The organism is Micromonospora sp. NPDC047074 (assembly GCF_040643815.1).
Lineage (GTDB): Bacteria > Actinomycetota > Actinomycetes > Mycobacteriales > Micromonosporaceae > Micromonospora.
Window position 1 is genome coordinate 1 of the sequence record NZ_JBEYVB010000027.1, and the last position, 17,761, is coordinate 17,761.

At 71.0% G+C, this 17,761-nt stretch carries 14 protein-coding genes; 2 read left to right on the forward strand and 12 right to left on the reverse strand.

The genetic code is table 11. The features are described 5' to 3' along the window. Nucleotides 1-140: 140 nt before the first annotated feature. From ABZ809_RS24645 to ABZ809_RS24685, 9 genes are all read right to left on the reverse strand, one after another. Complete coding sequence (locus tag ABZ809_RS24645; protein ID WP_357564952.1) at nt 141-1,421, reverse strand: ABC transporter permease; 1,281 nt, start codon at nt 1,419-1,421, stop codon at nt 141-143. 3 nt (nt 1,422-1,424) lie between these two features. Next, the gene (locus ABZ809_RS24650) at nt 1,425-2,756 is read right to left on the reverse strand and encodes an ABC transporter permease (RefSeq protein WP_357564953.1); all 1,332 of its coding nucleotides are present in this window, start codon (nt 2,754-2,756) and stop codon (nt 1,425-1,427) included. A 147-nt stretch (nt 2,757-2,903) separates the two neighbouring features. Continuing rightward, nucleotides 2,904-4,454 (reverse strand): ABC transporter ATP-binding protein, encoded by a 1,551-nt coding sequence (locus tag ABZ809_RS24655; protein WP_357565028.1) that lies wholly within the window; start codon nt 4,452-4,454, stop codon nt 2,904-2,906. 202 nt (nt 4,455-4,656) lie between these two features. After that, nucleotides 4,657-5,724, reverse strand: coding sequence for a BMP family ABC transporter substrate-binding protein (locus tag ABZ809_RS24660; protein WP_357565030.1), 1,068 nt, complete (start codon nt 5,722-5,724; stop codon nt 4,657-4,659). Between the two features lie 277 nt (nt 5,725-6,001). Beyond that, nucleotides 6,002-6,343 (reverse strand): hypothetical protein, encoded by a 342-nt coding sequence (locus tag ABZ809_RS24665; protein ID WP_357564954.1) that lies wholly within the window; start codon nt 6,341-6,343, stop codon nt 6,002-6,004. 438 nt (nt 6,344-6,781) lie between these two features. Beyond that, a complete protein-coding gene (locus ABZ809_RS24670; RefSeq protein ID WP_357564955.1) occupies nt 6,782-8,611 on the reverse strand; it encodes a glycoside hydrolase family 13 protein in 1,830 nt (609 codons plus the stop codon). 143 nt (nt 8,612-8,754) lie between these two features. Beyond that, nucleotides 8,755-9,564 carry an ABC transporter permease subunit gene (locus ABZ809_RS24675; protein ID WP_233600018.1) on the reverse strand — a complete coding sequence of 270 codons (810 nt, stop codon included), beginning with the start codon at nt 9,562-9,564 and terminating at the stop codon, nt 8,755-8,757. Between the two features lie 113 nt (nt 9,565-9,677). After that, on the reverse strand, nt 9,678-11,318 hold the full coding sequence (locus tag ABZ809_RS24680) for an ABC transporter permease subunit (protein ID WP_357564956.1): 1,641 nt from the start codon (nt 11,316-11,318) through the stop codon (nt 9,678-9,680). Then, on the reverse strand, nt 11,318-12,571 hold the full coding sequence (locus tag ABZ809_RS24685; protein WP_357564957.1) for a maltose ABC transporter substrate-binding protein: 1,254 nt from the start codon (nt 12,569-12,571) through the stop codon (nt 11,318-11,320). The genes ABZ809_RS24680 and ABZ809_RS24685 overlap by 1 nt, the downstream gene beginning before the upstream one ends. A 199-nt stretch (nt 12,572-12,770) precedes the next feature. On the opposite strand from ABZ809_RS24685, the gene ABZ809_RS24690 reads away from it, so the two are divergent. Further along, the gene (locus ABZ809_RS24690; protein WP_357564958.1) at nt 12,771-13,850 is read left to right on the forward strand and encodes a LacI family DNA-binding transcriptional regulator; all 1,080 of its coding nucleotides are present in this window, start codon (nt 12,771-12,773) and stop codon (nt 13,848-13,850) included. Nucleotides 13,851-14,082: 232 nt separating this feature from the next. Next, nucleotides 14,083-15,717, forward strand: coding sequence for a glycoside hydrolase family 13 protein (locus ABZ809_RS24695; protein ID WP_357564960.1), 1,635 nt, complete (start codon nt 14,083-14,085; stop codon nt 15,715-15,717). A gap of 154 nt (nt 15,718-15,871) precedes the next feature. On the opposite strand, the gene ABZ809_RS24700 is transcribed toward ABZ809_RS24695, so the two are convergent. From ABZ809_RS24700 to ABZ809_RS24710, 3 genes are all read right to left on the reverse strand, one after another. Continuing rightward, nucleotides 15,872-16,315, reverse strand: a complete 444-nt coding sequence (locus tag ABZ809_RS24700) for a hypothetical protein (RefSeq protein ID WP_357564961.1) — start codon at nt 16,313-16,315, stop codon at nt 15,872-15,874. A gap of 69 nt (nt 16,316-16,384) precedes the next feature. After that, a complete protein-coding gene (locus ABZ809_RS24705) occupies nt 16,385-16,753 on the reverse strand; it encodes a GntR family transcriptional regulator (protein WP_357564962.1) in 369 nt (122 codons plus the stop codon). A 14-nt stretch (nt 16,754-16,767) separates the two neighbouring features. Then, nucleotides 16,768-17,691 (reverse strand): YhjD/YihY/BrkB family envelope integrity protein, encoded by a 924-nt coding sequence (locus ABZ809_RS24710; RefSeq protein WP_357564963.1) that lies wholly within the window; start codon nt 17,689-17,691, stop codon nt 16,768-16,770. Nucleotides 17,692-17,761: the final 70 nt, after the last annotated feature.

Here is a 17,761-nt window from a genome sequence, read left to right on the forward strand (position 1 = left end):
AACTATTTTTTTATTTGCCCTGTATAACCTAGCCGACCTCCCACCGTACCCGCCGCCACCCCCCCACTCGGGCGGCTTTTTCTGCGGTGCCCGGCGGGGTTCTCTCCCGCCGGGCACGACTTCAACCAGGACTCAGCGGGTCAGCCCTTGATGTACGGCTTGCCGTCGGCGGCCGGCGCCCGGACCCGGCCGACCAGCCCGGCCACCGCCAGGATCGTCGCCAGGTAGGGCAGCATGGCCAGGAACTGGTTCGGGATCACACTGTTGATCGCGCCCAGGTAGGTGGCGAGCTGGTCGGCGAAGCCGAAGAAGAGCGCCGCGAGCAGCGCCCCCGTCGGGCTCCACCGGCCGAAGATCAGCGCGGCCAGGGCGATGAAGCCCTTGCCGCCGATCATGTTCTTGGTGAACGAGTAGAGCGCCAGCGTGTAGGACGCGCCGCCGATGCCGGCGACCACCCCGGCGAGCAGCACGTTGCGGTAGCGCAGCCCGAGCACCTTGACGCCGAGGGTGTCGGCGGCGGTGGGGTGCTCGCCGACCGAGCGGGTGCGCAGGCCCCACCGGGTGCGGAACAGCGCGATGTGGATGACCAGCACCAGCAGCAGGCCGACGTAGAGGAAGATGTTGCCCCGGAACAGCGCCGGGCCGAGCAGCGGGATGTCCGACAGCAGCGGGATCTCCCAGTTGCTGAACCGGGGGGCGCTGTTGTATTTCTGCGCGTTGGGCTGCATCAGCCGCTCGTAGAGGAAGCCGGTGATGCCGACCGCGAGCAGGTTGAGCACGATGCCCATGACCACCTGGTCGACCAGGTAGCGGATCGAGAAGACGGCCAGCAGCAGCGAGATGAACGCGCCGCCGACGGCCGCCGCGACCAGGCCGACCCAGACGCTGCCGGAGAGGCTGCCGAAGAGTGCGCCGCTGAAGGCGCCCATCAGCAGCTGTCCCTCGATGGCCACGTTGACCACGCCGGAGCGCTCGCAGAGCACGCCGGCCAGCGCGCCGAAGATCAACGGCAGGGCCAGGATGAACGTGCCCCGGACAATGTTGACCAGCGGCATGAAGTTCTGCCCGGCCGGCGCGTCGGAGACCTGCCAGCAGAGGAACGACAGCACGAAGCCGACCAGGCCCACGCCGAGCACGAGGGTGAACCAGCGCTTCGGCAGCCCGGCGAGCATCGCGACGCCGGCGGCGACCGCGACGAGGCCGAAGAGGATCGCGCCGAGCGTGCCGTCGATCTTCAGCGCGGCGCCGGCGGCGTCCTCGCTGAGGGTGAACCGGGCCTGCTCACGGGTGGCGAACGACCCGAACAGCACCGTCGCCAGCAGGCCGAGCCCGAGCAGCAGGGCGCCGACCTTGCGGGTACGGGTCCAGAACCCCTGGTCGACGGGGGCGACCGCGACGTCTTCGACAGCCATGGTGGACATGGGTCACCAGCCCTTCGCCAGGCTCGTCTGCAACCGGGCGGCACGGGCGGCCCGGAGCTGGAAGATCGCCTTCACCAGGGCCGGTGCGGCGATGAAGATGACGATCAGCGCCTGGAGCACGGTGACCAGCTCCAGCGAGATCCCCGAGTACGACTGCATCCGGTTGCCGCCGGCCTGGAGCGCGCCGAAGAGCAGCGCGGCCAGCGCGACGCCCCACGGCTTCACCCGGCCGAGCAGCGCCACCAGGATGCCGTCGAAGCCGATCTGCGCGACCACCAGCGGCGTCAGCGCGCTCGCCGTGGTGCCGAGCACCATGTTGGAGCCGCCGAGGCCGGCCAGGATCCCGGCGAAGACCATGATCAGGACGTACGTCCGGGTGACGCTGATGCCGGCGGTCCGCGCGGCGTCCGGGTTGGCGCCGACCGCGCGCAGCTCGAAGCCGAGCGTGGACCGGTTCAGCAGCCACCAGACCGCCCAGGTGGCCAGCACCGCGAGGATGATGCCGGCGTGCACCCGCAGCCCGTCGCCGAGCAGCCGGGGCAGCTGGGCCGAGCCGTCGACCGGCTTGCTGATCGCGTCGGTGCGGTTCGGGTCCTGGATGCCCTTCTGCACGATCAGCCAGGTCAGGAAGTACATGCTGACGTAGTTGAGCATGATCGTGTTGATCACCTCGTGGGCGCCGGCACGCGCCTTGAGGATGCCCGGGATGAAGCCCCAGATCGCCCCGCCGAGCGCGCCGGCCAGCACCGCGACGAGCAGGTGCAGGCCGGGCGGCAGCGGCAGCAGGAAGCCGGCCAGCGCGGCCATGATCACGCCCATCGTGGCCTGGCCCTGGGCGCCGATGTTGAACAGGCCGCCCCGGAACGCCAGCGCCACCGACAGGCCGGTGAAGACCAGCGGCGCCGTGTAGGTGAGCGTCTCCGAGATCGGGCTCATGGCCGCCTGGAAACCCACCGCCTCGGGGTCGAAGACGGCGCCCTTGAACAGGTTGCCGTACGCCTCGCTCACCAGCGTCCAGCTCGCGTTCAACGCGTCGGACGGGCGGGCGGTGATGTAGCTGTAGGTGGCCAGCACCTCCGGGTCGGAGACGATCATCAGCACCGCGCCGACGACCATCGCCAGGACCAGCGACAGCAGGGTCACCGTGAAGGTGTTGGCGGCCCAGAGGTTGTCCAGGAAGAGCCGGCCCAGCGAGGGCCTGGCCTCCGGGGCCGGGCTCTTCGGGGACGTGGCGGGCTCGGCGCGCTCGGTGTTGCCGATCGCGGTCCGCTCGGCCTGCACCTCGGTCGCCGGCTCCTTGTCCGGGGAGCCCGACGGGGGGTTCGGGTTGCTCATGCCGGCACTCCGCTCCGCTGCGTGCCGACATGAGGCACCAACGCACTGAGCCTGATGATTCGCTCGCTCATGCCGGCACTCCGCTCCGCTGCGTGCCGACATGAGGCACCAACGCACTGAGCCTGATGATTCGCTCGCTTCGCTCGCTCATGCCTCGTCCTCGTTACCAGGGCCCTCGGCGGTGGGGGTCACGTCGGGGGTGATGCCGGCCATCAGCAGGCCGATCTCCTCACGCGGGGTGTCCGGGCCGACGATGCCGATGATCCGGCCGCGGTACATGACCGCGATCCGGTCGGCCAGGCCGATCACCTCGTCGAGTTCGCTGGAGACGACCAGGACGGCGGTGCCGATGTCCCGCTCCCGGATGACCTGGCTGTGGATGAACTCGATCGACCCGACGTCGACGCCGCGGGTCGGCTGGGCGGCGATGAGGAGCTTCAGGGGCCGGGACAGCTCCCGGGCCACGATGACCTTCTGCTGGTTGCCTCCGGAGAGGGTGCCCACCGGTGCCTCGGCCGAGGAGGTGCGGACGTCGAACTGCGCGATCCGCTCCTTCGCCGACTTCGCGATGGCGTCCGGCTTCAGCGCCAGGCCCTTGCCGAAGGGCGGCCGGTCGTAGATGTCGAGCACCAGGTTCTCCGCGACGGAGAACTCCTTGACCACGCCGTCGACGCTGCGGTCCTCCGGCACGTAGCCGACACCGGCGCGGAGCACCTTCTTGGTCGGCCAGCCGTTGACCTGCTGGCCGTCGAGCGTCACCGTGCCGGCAAGCACCGGGCGCAGCCCCATGATGGCCTCGATCAGCTCGGTCTGGCCGTTGCCCTGTACGCCCGCTACCCCGAGCACCTCGCCCGCGCGCACGGTCAGGTCGACCCCGTCGACCGCCCGGATCTGCCGGTCGTCGTCGACGACCAGGCCGGAGACCTCCAGGACCGGCTTCCCGGGGGCGGCAGGCTCCTTCTCCACGGTGAGCCGGACGCTGCGGCCGACCATGAGCGCCGCCAGCTCGTCCCGGCTCGCCTCGGGCGAGGCGGTGCCGACGGTCTTCCCGCGCCGGATCACGGTGATCCGGTCGGCGATCGCCTTGACCTCGCCCAGCTTGTGGGTGATGAAGACGATCGACTTCCCGGCGGCCTTGAGCGACCGCATCACGGTGAGCAGTTCCTCGGTCTCCTGCGGGGTGAGCACCGCCGTCGGCTCGTCGAGGATGAGCAGGTCGACGTCGCGGGTGAGCGCCTTGACGATCTCCACCCGCTGCTGGATGCCGACCGGCAGGTCCTCGATCACCGCGTCCGGGTCGACCCGGAGGTTGTACCGCTCGGAGACCTCGGCGACCTCGCGCCGGGCCCGCCGCCGGTCCAGGAACCCGGCGATGCCGCCCCGGACCTGCTCGGCGCCGAGCATGATGTTCTCGGCCACGGTGAAGACCGGCACCAGCATGAAGTGCTGGTGCACCATGCCGATCCCGGCTCCGATCGCGTCGGACGGCCCTCTCAGCTTCAGCGGCTCGCCGTCGACCAGGATCTCGCCCTCGTCGGGCTGGTAGAGCCCGTAGAGGACGTTCATCAGGGTCGACTTGCCCGCGCCGTTCTCGCCGAGCAAGGCGTGGATCTCTCCAGGCTCCACTGTCAGATCGATGTGGTCGTTGGCGACCAGATCACCGAACCGCTTGGTGATGCCGCGCAGTTCGAGTCTCAGCGCAACCTCCTGGAGTGCGAAGCGATGTGCAGCGTAGCTGCCGGGGGACCGCTCGCGGCGCGGGGCCGTCGTCGGGTGGAGCGGGATCGGCCGCCCCGGCGCCGTGGGGTTTTCCCCCGCGACGCCGGGACGGCCGGGTCGTCGTGCTGTATGCCGCCGGCCTATCCCGGTGATCGTCTCACCGTGGTCGGCCGGCGGTGCCTCACTTCGGCTGGGCCGCGGAGGTGACGGTGACGGTGCCCGCGGCGATGTCCGCCTTCAGCTTGTCGATCTCGGCCTTCAGCTCGGCCGGGACCTTGCTGTCGAACTCGTGGTACGGGGCGAGCCCGACGCCGTTGTTGGACAGGTTGCCGAGGTAGCCCGGGGTGGCCGACAGCTTCTCGCCGCCGGCGGCCTTGACGACGGCCTCCTTGACGGCGTCCGGGATGTTCTTCTCGACGGTGGTGATGATCGCGGCGCAGTCCTGGGTGCTCTCGCAGCCGTCGACGTCCACCCAGATGGTGTTGTACTTGCCGCCCGACGCCTTGGCCGCGCCGGTGGTGCCGAGGCCCGCGCCGCCGGCGACCGGCATCACGATGTCGGCGCCCTGGGCGACCAGCGTGTCGCTGATCTTCTTGCCCTCGTCCTGCTTGACGAAGTCGTTGGTGAAGGAGCCCTTCTGGGTGGCCTTGTCCCAGCCGACGACCTTCACGGCCTTGCTCTTCGTCTTGTTGAAGTGCGCGACGCCGTCGACGTAGCCGTCCATGAAGATGGTGACCGGCGGGATCGGCAGGCCACCGTAGGTGCCCACCGTGCCGCTCTTGCTCATGCCGGCGGCCAGGTAACCGGCGAGGAAACCGGCCTGGGCGGTGTCGAACTGCATCGGGTAGACGTTGGTCTCCGGCAGCTTCGCGTCGACGATGCCGAACTGCTGGTTCGGGTTCGCCTTGGCGATCTTCGCGGTGGCGTCACCCATCAGGCCGCCGACGGCCAGGATGAAGTCGCACTTCTGGTTGACGTACTGGGTCAGGTTGACCTCGTAGTCCGCCTCGGCCTTGGACGCCGTGTACTTGATGTCGATGTTGGAGTTGGCCTTCTTGGCCTCCTCCAGGCCCTTCCAGGCCGAGGTGTTGAACGACTTGTCGTCGATGCCGCCGACGTCGGTCACCATGCAGGCGCTGTACTTCTTGCTGTCGCCGCTGCCGGCGTTGTTGTCGTCCTCGGGGGCCTCACCACACGCGGCGGCGCTCAGCACGAGCCCACCCACCGCGAAGACCGAGGCGATCCGCATCCCACGCACCGAGCGCAAGACGTCTCCTTCCCATTGCACACCGCGTTCCGCACGGTGGCAGCCCTATGAGCCGGCCTGCGCTACGCCGCCGGCGTCCCACGTTACGGACGGGAGCGTACGCCCGCGCCCACCCACCGGCCGACAATCGTGCACGACTGTTGAGCGCCTGTTACCCCTACGTAACCCTTGGGTGGGACAGATCACTCTCAGTACTGGTAGGTGCGCGGCGGGGTATCGCGAAAAGTCCGGTTCTGCGTGTCGCCCCCCGCCAGGGACGCTACCGCCAGAAGACCGCCACCGCCGCGTTGACCAGGGTCAACCCGATGATTGCGAGGAAGTGCCCGCGGTTGACCACGTCACGCTTCCGGGAAAAGAAGACCATGACGAAGATCAGTATGGCGAGCACCAACTTGGTAACAAGCTTGGCGGGATCCGGTTCGTTACCGTCGCGCAGCGGCGCGGAGAGGCCGATTCCGGTCAGCAGCATGATCACGGAGCCCCAGAGCATGGCCGGGTTGATCCGCAGCTTTCCGCTGATGTACTGGACGATCGCGCCGCCGAGCAGCAGGGCGAAACCGACCAGATGGACGTATCGCAGTATCAGTCTCAGAGCTTCCACGGGCACATCCTGCCCTATCAACGACGTTTCGTAGTAGCGACCCGAACGAGCACGCCTCGACGCCCCACCCCACCCCGCCGCCTTGCCCCCCTCACCCCCCCGCCCCCGCCCGTGGCGTCACGGCGCCGCCGCCCCGCCGCCCCGCCGCCCCGCGCCGTCGATCTTGCACTTTCCGCCCACGATTAGCCCCGTAGGCCCCATATACCGGGGCAGCAACTGCAAGATCGCGAGCGACGGGGAGCCCCGCGTCGCGCCACCCCGCGCCAACCCCGCACCACCCCGCCCCGCGCGGCGGATCTTGCACTTTGTGCCCCCTACTTGAGAGATAAGTCCCATATGCCGGGGCACAAACTGCAAGATCGTCGAGGCGAGAGGGCAGGCGGGGCGGGTGGGGCGGGGTGGGGGGTGGGGTGGGAGGGGTGGGAGGGGTGGGGTGGGTCAGGGGTGGTGCCAGGCTTGGAAGGTGGGGCCGTCCGCCGGGAGGGTGATCGTGCCGTCCGCGTCGGGGCGCAGGGCCGGGGCACCGCCGTAGACGTTCTCGGCCGCCCGTAGCCCGGTCAGGCGGATCGGCTCACCGGCGGCCCGACGGGCCAGTACGAGTACCGCACCCGTCGGGGCCTCCCGCAGGAAGACCAGGGTGTCCGCGTCGACGTGCAGCCAGCGTAGGCCGCCGTGGCGCAGCGCCGGCTCGGCCCGGCGCAGCGCGACCAGCGCCCGGTAGCTGGCGAACGTCGAGGCGTCCCAGCTCTCCGGCCGGTGCCACGGCATCGGGGTACGCGAGCCCTCGCCGTTGGTGCCCGTCAGGCCCAGCTCGTCGCCGGCGAAGATCATCGGCGTACCGGGCATGGTGGCGAGCAGGCCGGCCGCGACCTCCTGCCGGGCGGCGTCGCCGACGACGGTGCGGATCCGGGCGGAGTCGTGCGAGCCGAGCAGCTGCCACGAGTGGGTGTACGCCCGCCAGGAGATCAACGAACGGAACGCGTTCATCGTGGCCAGCGCCTCGTCGGCGTCCCGTCGGCGTGCCCCGCCGGGCGTGCCGAGGAAGTTCGGCACCGGCTGGTCGCCGTGCCGCAGCCAGGACCAGACCGGGTCGGTGAAGCCGACGTAGTTCATCGTGCCGTGCCAACCGTCGCGGTCCAGGTCGCCGGTGTGGTCGTGGCCGTGCTCGGCCATCAGCAGCGCGTCGGCCCGGGTCCTGACGACCACCTCGCGCAGCAGCGCCGCCACCTCGTGGGTGTACGCGTCGGCGCCCCGCCGCCCCGTCATGTTGGCCACGTCGACCCGCCAGCCGTCCAGCGCGTACGGCGGGCGCAGCCAGCGGCGCAGCAGCGAGTCGTCGGCGGTGGCGAAGCGCCGGCGCAGCTCGGCGCTGCCCCAGTTCAGCTTCGGCAGCGACCGGACCCCGTTCCACGACTCGTAGTCACCGGTCGCCTCGTCGAAGTAGTACAGCCCCCGCTCGGGCACGGACGCGTCGGCGGCGGCCCGGGTGAACCACTCGTGCGCGTCGCCGGTGTGGTTGCTGGTGATGTCGCCGAGCAGCCGCCAGCCCCGGGCGCGTACGGCGTCGGCGAGGCGGGCCAGTGCGGCGTCCCCGCCGAGCAGCGGATCGACCACGTCGAAGCTCGCCGCGTCGTAGCGGTGGTTGGAGCGGGCCGGGAAGACGGGGGTCAGGTAGACCGTGTTCACGCCGAGGCGGTCCAGGTGGTCCAGCCGCTCGGTCACGCCGTCCAGGTCGCCGCCGTAGAACTGGCGGGGGGTCTCCGGGCCGCGCCCGATCACCGGGGTGTCCCAGTCGCACGGGATGGCCCAGTCGGGCGCCTGCCGCCCGTCGGCGGCGGCGGAGCGGGCGAACCGGTCCGGGAAGATCTGGTAGATCACCGCGTCCCGGGCCCAGGCCGGCGGCGGGGCGTGGGTGACCAGCTTGAAGTCGCCGTGGTCGGGCACGTCGTGGCGCACCACGCCGGCGGCGTTCAGCCAGCGGTAGCCACGGCTGCCGGTGAGCATGAACCGGTAGTTGCTGACCGGGTTGCGGGCCTCGACGGGGACCCGCCACCAGACGTCGCCGTCTTCGGTGCGGTCGACGACCGCCTCGGTGAACCGGGGCTCGCCGTCGCCGGTGGTGCGCACGTGCACCTGCCGGACGTCGGCGTCGGCCGGCACCCGGACGAAGACGTCGACGGTGTCGCCGAGCGCGGGCTCCTGCTCGGGGACGTACAGGGCGGAGCCGTCGTGGTGCGGTGACAGGGACTGGTGTGGTGACAGGGACATGGTGGCGCCTTTCGCGTCGGACGGACGGGGAGAGAAAGGGGTCTCCCGCCGCGGCCGGTTTCCCGACCGCGGCGGTCGATCCGTGACTGCTCCGGTGTACGTCGGACGCCGACGCCCTTGCCGCAGCGGTGAGCCGAGGAGGCTCAGCCCTTGACAGCTCCAGCCGTGAGGCCGGAGACGATGTAGCGCTGGACCATCTGGAAGACCAGCACCGTGGGGATCGCGGTGAGCAGGGTGCCCGCCGCGAAGATCCCGAAGTTGTTGTTGCGTTCGCCGGCCACCAGGCCGAACATGCCGACCGCCAGCGTCTTCGACTCGCTGTTGGTCAGGAAGACGTTCGCCATCAGGAACTCGTTGATGGTGCCGATGAAGGCGAGCAGGCCGGTCACCGCCAGGATCGGCGCCACCAGCGGCAGCATGATCCGGAAGAAGACCTGGGCGTGCGTGGCGCCGTCCATGGTGGCCGACTCGTCCAGTTCCCTGGGAAGGGTGTCGAAGAAGCCCTTCATCAGCCAGGTGTTCACGCCCAGCGCGCCGCCCAGGTAGAGCAGCAGCAGGCCCCACGGGGTGTTGAACCCGATGGCCGGCCACAGGTCGGTGATCGTCGTGAAGATCAGGAAGATAGCCACGATCGCCAGGAACTGCGGGAACATCTGGATCAGCAGGAGCGAGAGCAGCCCGACCCGCCGGCCGGCGAACCGCATCCGGGAGAAGGCGTACGCCGCCAGCGCCGACAGGAAGACCGACGCGAACGAGGCCACCCCGGCGATGAGCAGCGAGTTGAGGAACCACCAGCCGAACGCCGTGCGGTCGAACAGGTTCGTGAAGTTCTCCACCGACGCCCCGGTCGGCAGCAGCTCCGTCGAGGAGAGCGTGCCGAGCGGGTTGAGCGCGGCCGAGAGCACGAACAGGATCGGGAAGAGGCTGAACGCGACCGCCAGTACGCCGACCAGGTGACGCCAGCCGACCTGCGCGAACCACCGGTTGCGGCGCCGGCCCGCGGTGCGGTTGCCGGCCGGGGCGGCGCCGGTCGCGCCACCCGTGGCCGGAGTGCCGTGCAGCGCGGTCACGAGTACACCTCCTCCTGCTTGCGGGTGCGCCGGAAGCTCACCGCCGACACCACCGCGACGATCGTGAAGATGAAGATCGACACCGCTGCCGCCAGGCCGAACTGTGCGCCCTGCGCGCCGAAGGCCAGCCGGTACGTGTAGGTGATCAGCAGGTCCGTCGCCCCCGCCGTCGGGTTGTCCGCCGGGAACGGTCCGCCCTCGGTGGTCAGGTAGATCGCGTTGAAGTTGTTGAAGTTGTACGCGAACGACGCGATCAGCAGTGGCGACAACGCGACCAGCAGCAGCGGCAGGGTGACCGCCCGGAACGACTGCCAGGGCGACGCCCCGTCGACCGAGGTCGCCTCGGTCAGCTCCTTCGGGATGGCCTGGAGCGCGCCCGTGGCGACCAGGAACATGTACGGGTAGCCGAGCCAGAGCTGCACCAGGATCACCGCGATCCGGGCCGACCACTCCTGGCCGAACCAGTCCACACCGAGCCCGAACAGGTTGTTGACCAGGCCGAAGTCGGTGTTGAACATGTCCCGCCAGACCAGCAGCATCGCGAAGGACGGCATGGCGTACGGCAGGATCAGCAGGATCCGGTAGAAGTTGGTGCCCCGCATCCGGGGCGAGTGCAGCGCCAGGGCGATGAACATGCCGAGGATGAACGTGCCGCCGGTGGAGCCGATGGCGAAGGCGAAGTTCCACAGCAGCGTGCCGAAGAACGGCCCGGAGATGGCCGGGTCGGTGAGCACCCGGGAGAAGTTCTTGAGCCCGACGGTGACCTTCCAGCCCTGGGCCAGCCGCTCGCCGTCGGCGGCGACGAAGGCACCGGTGTCCTCGTCCGCCGTCCAGGTCTTGCCGGTCTCGTTGTCCTTGACGCAGTCGCAGCCGGCGTCGTACGCCCGGATCGCCTTGCCCTCGTAGGCGCGGGACAGGCCGGCGGAGCGCAGCGCGCCCCCGGACGTCGGCACCACCAGGTCGGTGATCTCCTGGCTGCGGGCGCTGGCCTGGCCGAAGTTGAGCACGGTGTAGCCCTCGGCGGCGGTGACCTTGCCGCCCGGGGCCACGGTGACGTCGGCCGGGTCGAGCCGCCGCAGGCCGCCCGCGTCGCCGGCCGAGACGGTGCCGGTGCCCGGGTCGCTGACCAGGAAGACGAGCGGGCCGGTCGCCGGGTCGCCCTGGGTGGCGACGGAGAGGGCGTACTCGGCGGAGCCCGGCACCTGCTTGACCGAGGCGGTCTGGATGGCGACGATCGCGTCCTCTTTGGTGCCGCGGTGGCCGTCGCCGAAGTTCGTGAAGGCGGTGCTCGCCGTGTAGAGCACGGGGACGACCTGGAACGCGATCAGGAACAGCGTGCCGGGGACCAGGTACTTGGCCGGGATGTGCCGCCGGGTCAGATAGAGGTAGAAGAGCCCGGCGGTGGTGGCGGCCAGCAGGGCCAGCCCGACCCACTTCTCCGCCTCGACGAGCGGGAAGGCCGCCCAGATCGCGATCCCGGCGGTCAGGCCGAGCAGGATCACCTTGACGAGCAGACCGGTCGCGGTGATCGGCGCGTGGTGCCGCGCGGTGCGGGACTTGCCCGGGAGCCCGGGGCCGACGGGCTCCCGGCCCGGGGGCTGGGTGGCAGCCCCCGGGCCGGACAGCGACGTGGTCATTACTTGATCTGGCCGGAGATGGTCTTGCCGGCCGCGGTGATCGTCTTGGCCGGGTCGGCGCCGCCGATGATGGCGGCCTCGGCCTTGCCGAACGGGTCCCAGATGGTGGCCATGGCCGGGATCGCCGGGAGCACCTGGCCGTTCTTGCCGGCCTCCTGGAACTTGGCCAGGTCCGGGTCGGTGCCCTTGACCTGGTCGAGGGCGGCGGTCAGCGCCGGCGGGCGGGGCTCGGCGGTGTAGAGCGCCACGGCCAGCTCGGGGGTGGTGACGTGGTTGGCCACGAACTCCTGGGCCAGGGCCTTGTTCTTGCCCTTGGCGGCCACGTAGAACGCCTGCACGCCCACGAACGGCTGGGCCTCCTTGCCACCGGCGAAGCCGGGGACCGGGGAGATGTCGTAGGAGATGCTGGCCTTCTTGGCGTCCGCGATGGCCCACGGTCCGGAGACCAGGAAGGCGCACTTCTTGCCGGTGAACGTGGCGATCGAGTTCTCGCCGGTGATCGAGCGCTTGAGCGCGCCGTCGCCCTTCTCACCGAGCTTGGCGATCTTCTTGAACGCCTCGATCGACTCCGGCTTGCCCACGCCCAGGTCCTTCGGGTCGTAGTCGCCGTTGGCGCCGGTGCCGAAGAGGTACCCGCCGCCGGAGGTGTAGAGCGGGTAGATGTGGTAGGCGTCGCCGTTCTGGCCGGACTGGAGGCAGAGGATCTCGCTGGCCTTCTTCTCGGCCTTGAGCTTCTTGCCGGCGGCGACCAGGTCCTCGATGGTCTTCGGCGCCTCGGGGGCCAGCTCGGTGTTGCGGATCAGCGCCAGGTTCTCCATGGCGTACGGCACGCCGTAGAGCTGGCCGTTGAACGTGACGGCCTTGACGGCGGTCTCGTTGAAGCCGCTCTTCTGCTCGGCGGCGAGCTGCACCGGGTCGATGGCGCCGTTCTGGACGAGGTTGCCGATCCAGTCGTGCGCGCCGACCACCACGTCCGGGCCGCTGCCCTGCTGCGAGGCGGTGACGAAGTTGGTCTGCAGGTCCTTGGAGACGGCCTGCACCTCGACGGTGACACCGTTCTCCTGGCCGAACTTCTCGGCGAACGGCTTGAGGGCGGCGGTGCGCTTGTCGTCGGCCCAGATCACCAGCTTGCCGCCGGTGGCGGCCTTGGTGGACTCCTTCGCGGCCGGCTCGTCGCTGCTGTCGCTGCCACAGCCCGAGGCGGCGAGCGCCAGGCCGAGGACGGCGACCACACCCGCGGTACGGATGCGCATCGGTACTCCTGTCGTCATGGCGGCCCGTCGGGGGAAGGGCGACCCGCCAGTGGAAGCTCTGGAAATTTCTTGCCAACCGGCGCCCGGTGTGCTGCGCCGCTGCTCTCGCATGTTGCGGGGACGTTAGCAAGAGGTTGCAGATAATGGAAGGGCTTGCAGAGGCGTACGCAAGAACTTGCCCGTGAGCTAAAGTGCGCAGATGCGCGCTCGACTGTCCGACATCGCCCAACAGGCCGAAGTCAGCGAGGCCACGGTGTCGCGGGTGCTCAACGACCGCCCGGGAGTGGCCCCCGAGACCCGGCAGGCCGTACTGACCGCCCTCGACGTGCTCGGCTACGAGCGGCCGGCCCGGCTGCGCAAGCGCAGCGCCGGTCTGGTGGGCCTGGTGGTTCCGGAACTCGACAACCCCATCTTCCCCGCCTTCGCCCAGGTGATCGAGTCCACCCTGGCGCAGAGCGGGTTCACCCCCGTGCTGTGCACCCAGACCGCCGGCGGCGTCACCGAGGACGAGTACGTCGAGATGCTGCTGGACCGGCAGGTCTCCGGGATCGTGTTCGTCTCCGGCCTGCACGCCGACACCTCCGCCAACCACGACCGCTACCGGGCCCTGATCGCCCGCCCGCTGCCCGTCGTGATGATCAACGGTTACGCGCCCGGCATCCCCGCGCCCTTCGTCTCCTGCGACGACGGCGAGGCCACCGAGCTGGCCGTGGCCCACCTGGTGGCGCTCGGGCACCGCCGCATCGGCCTCATCACCGGCCCGGACCGCTTCGTGCCGGTGCAGCGCCGGGTGGCCGGCTTCCGGGCCGCGACGAGCCGGCTCACCGGGGCCACGGAGGCCGACCTCGACGAGCTGGCCGAGCTGTCCCTGTTCGGCGTGGAGGGTGGCGAGGCCGCCGCTGCGCGGCTGCTGGACCGCGGCGTCACCGGCATCGTCTGCGGCTCCGACCTGATGGCGCTCGGCGCGATCCGGGCCGCCCGGCAGCGCGGTATGTCGGTCCCGGGCGAACTCTCGGTGGTCGGTTACGACGACTCCCCGCTGATGGCCTTCACCGACCCGCCGCTGACCACCATGCGCCAGCCGGTGGCGGCGATGGCGGTCGCCGCCGTCCGGGCCCTGGTCGACGAGATCAACGGGCACGCCGCCCCGCACTCGGAGTACGTGTTCCGGCCGGAGCTGGTGGTGCGGGGCTCCACCGCGGTCGCCCCCGCACACCCGGCCACGGGCGGGCCGACGCGGCAGCGGCCGGCGCCGCCCGCGCTCGCCGTCACGGCCTGACGTCTCCTCGCCGATCTTGCACTTCCGGCCCGCGACTCGCGGCATACGCACCCTTTGCCGGGGCCACAGATGCAAGATCGTGCGCGAAGGGCAGGCGGCGTCAGTTCTTGCGCAAGGAATGCTTGACTCTTGCAGCGTTCGGACGGCATTCTGCTCACACACCGCAGCCGCACCCGCACCCGCACCGTGCCGGGTGCCACCGTCCCGCGCCACAGAACGGGGAACGCCACACATGACCGTCAGCAACCCCACGCCGCTGACCTCCGACGACGACTGGTGGCGCTCCGCGGTCGTCTACCAGGTCTACGTACGCAGCTTCGCCGACTCCAACGGTGACGGCGTCGGCGACCTCCAGGGCATCCGCGAGCGCCTGCCGTACCTGCGCGACCTCGGGGTGGACGCGCTCTGGCTGACCCCCTTCTACACCTCGCCGATGATCGACGGCGGGTACGACGTCGCCGACTACCGCGACGTCGACCCGATGTTCGGCACCCTCACCGACTTCGACGCGATGATCACCGACGCACACGCCCTGGGCCTGCGGATCATCGTCGACCTGGTGCCCAACCACACCTCCAGCGCGCACCCGTGGTTCCAGGCCGCGCTGGCCGCCGGGCCGGGCTCCGCCGAGCGCGAGCGCTACCTCTTCGCCGAGGGGCGGGGCGAGCAGGGCGAGCTGCCCCCGAACGACTGGGAGAGCATCTTCGGCGGCCCCGCCTGGACTCGGATCGACGACGGCCAGTGGTACCTGCACCTGTTCGACCCGGCCCAGCCGGACCTGAACTGGCGTCACCCGGAGGTCCGGGCCGAGTTCGAGGGCGTCCTGCGCTTCTGGCTCGACCGAGGCGTGGACGGCTTCCGGATCGACGTGGCCCACGGCATGATCAAGGCCGAGGGGCTGCCGGACGTCGGGTTCAACTCCATGACCACCGGCCAGCGCCAGGCGGAACTGCTCGGCAAGGGCCGGCTCCCCTACTTCGACCAGGACGAAGTGCACGACATCTACCGCGCCTGGCGGCCGATCCTGGACAGCTACCCGGGCGGCCGGATGGCGGTCGCCGAGGCGTGGGCCGAGACCCCGCAGCGCCTCGCCCGCTACATCGGCCCCGACGAGCTGCACCAGGCGTTCAGCTTCGACTTCCTCGACGCGACCTGGTCGGCCGACTCGTTCCGTAAGGTCATCGACACCGCGCTCGCCGAGTCGACGATCGTCGGCGCGCCCACCACCTGGGTGCTGTCCAACCACGACAAGCAGCGGCACGTCACCCGCTACGGTGACGGCGCCGAAGGGCTGCGCCGGGCGCGGGCCGCCACCCTGCTGATGCTCGCCCTGCCCGGCTGCGCCTACATCTACCAGGGCGAGGAACTGGGCCTGCCGGAGGTGCTCGACCTGCCGGACGAGCTGCGCCAGGATCCGGCGTTCCTGCGCACCGGCGAGAGCCGGGACGGTTGCCGGGTGCCGATCCCGTGGAGCGGCGAGCTGGCCCCGTACGGCTTCGGGCCGGCCGGCAGCGAGCTGAGCTGGCTGCCGGCCCCGGCGACCTGGCACGGCCTCTCGGTCGCCGCCCAGACCGGCGTGGCCGGCTCGACGCTGGAGCTCTACCGCACCGCCCTGCGGATCCGCCGGGAACACCCGGCGCTGGCCGCCGACGCGGGCGGGGTCACCTGGTTGACGGCCGGGCCGGGAGTGCTCGCCTTCAGCCGGGCCGCCGGCGACACCGTGCTGACCTGCGTGGTCAACATCAGCGGTGCGCCGGCCCTGATCGACGGGTACGGCACGCCGATCGCCGCCAGCGAGGCGCTCACCGGGCAGGGCTCCGGCCATCTGCTCGGAGTCGACGCGGCCGCGTGGTTCGAACGGCGCTGAGCGGGTAACCCGTCATCGACCTGGTCGTCCGTTGTGCCCCGCGCCGACGGGCGGCCGGGCCGTCGACCCCTTGTGGTGGGGGGTGAGGTGGCGCCGGCGCCGCGTGGAGTCCGCTCCCGCGGCGCCGGCGTCCGTTCAGCCGACGGTGCCCGGCTCAGCCTTCCCCGCCGGTGAGCTTCGCGGCGATACGCACGAAGCCGGCCCGCAGTTCGGCCTCGGTGGGCGGGGCGAGCGGTTCCGTGCGCTCGTCCAGGTCGGCGGCGGCCTCCAGTTCCTCGTCGACGGTGTCCTCGAAGTCGCCGTAGAGGTCGACCCCCTCCGTCCGTGCCGCCTCGTCCTCGGCCGCGATCTGCGCGGCGGCGATCTCGCCGAAGATCTCGTCGGCCGAGACGGCGGGCAGCAGCGGCTCGACGACCGCCATGAGCTGCTCGTCGGCCACCACCGCCTCCGCGAGCGCGAGCGCGTGCGGCCGTTCGTAGGGGCCGCAGACCACCGGTTCCCACTCGTCGACGTCGCCGAGCGGGCCGAAGGTGATGATCCACGGCAGGCCGAGCATCGGCGAGTCGTCCGGCAGGTCCAGCGTCACGAGTGCGCCCACGCGCCCATCATGGTCCGCCACGCCGGAGACTCGGGCGGCATTCGCCCCATTTCACCGCCGCCGTGGCCGTCAGCCCGGGCGCGCCGCGTCCAGCGCCGCGCGGACCAGGGCGAGCGCCGTCGCGGGCGGCACGCCCAACCGGGCGGCCTCGGCCGCGTAGTCGGCCGCCGCCCGCTGCAACCGGTCCGTCGCGTCGTCGCGCCCGGGCGCGACGAACGTGCCGTGCCGCCCCCGGGTCTCCAGCAGGCCGGCCGACTCCAGCTCCCGGTAGGCACGGGCGACGGTGTTGGCCGCCAGCCCCAGGTCCGCCGCGAACTGCCGGACGGTGGGCAGCCGGGTGCCCACCGCCAGCCGGCCGGTCCCGATCAGCTCCGCGAGTTGCCCGCGCACCTGCTCGTACGGCGGCACCGCCGAGGCCTGGTCGACCGAGATCCGCACGCCCGCTCCCCCGCTCATCCGGCCCCGCCCGGGGCGCCGGGATCCGTGTCCACGTCGAGGTCGGCCGGCGCCGGAGCCGCCGCCAGGTCCACCACCCGACCGCGCGGGCTGGTCGCGGCGAGCGCCGCGCCGAAGAGCACCAGCTGGTTGAGCAGGTAGAGGTAGAGCAGCAGCCCCACCGCGCCGGCCACCACCGTGTACGCCGGATTCCGCTCGGTGCGCACCACGTAGTAGCGCCCGACCGTGTTCAGCAACGTGATGCCGACCGCGACCACCAGCACGACCGGGCGCAGCCGGGACCGGCTCATCCGCAGCCTCGGCACCGCCACCAGCAGCAGGGTGGCCAGCACCGCGTTGACCAGGACGCTGAGCACCGCGCTGATCGTGGTCAGGCCGATCGAGCCGGTGCTGCGCAGCAGGAAGCGCAGCAGCGACTCCAGGGCGTCCACCGCCGCCACCGAGACGCCGAGCAGCACGAAGACGACCACCAGCACGCCGAGGTCGACCAGGCGGCGGACCACCAGGTTGCCGGGCTGCTGGTTGAGCCCGTACATGAGCCGCTGCGAGGAGCGGATGGCCTCGACCCAGCCGATCCCGGTGAACGCCAGGATGATCAGGCCGACCACCCCGACCGTGCCGCTGCTGTCGGCGATCTGCACGGGGTCGAGGAACGGCAGGTTCTCCCGCAGGAAGTCCGCGGCGGCGGCGCTGACCTCGTCGTTGTCCTCCAGGATGGCCCCGAAGATGGAGTACGCGACGAGCGCGAGCGCGAAGACCGCGAAGAAGCCGTAGTAGGCGATCGCGGCGGCCAGCCGCCCGCCCAGCACGTCGGTGTAGAGCACGCCGGCCCGCCACAGGTGGTCGGCGGTACCCCACCGGCGGCGCGCGGCGCTGATCCGGCGGTCGATGCCCGCCTCCAGGCGGCCCAGCAGGTTCACGCGCTCATCCTCGCCGATCCCCCGCCGCCGTGCGGGCGACCGGCCGGCATCCCGCGCCGTGCCTGGCGCA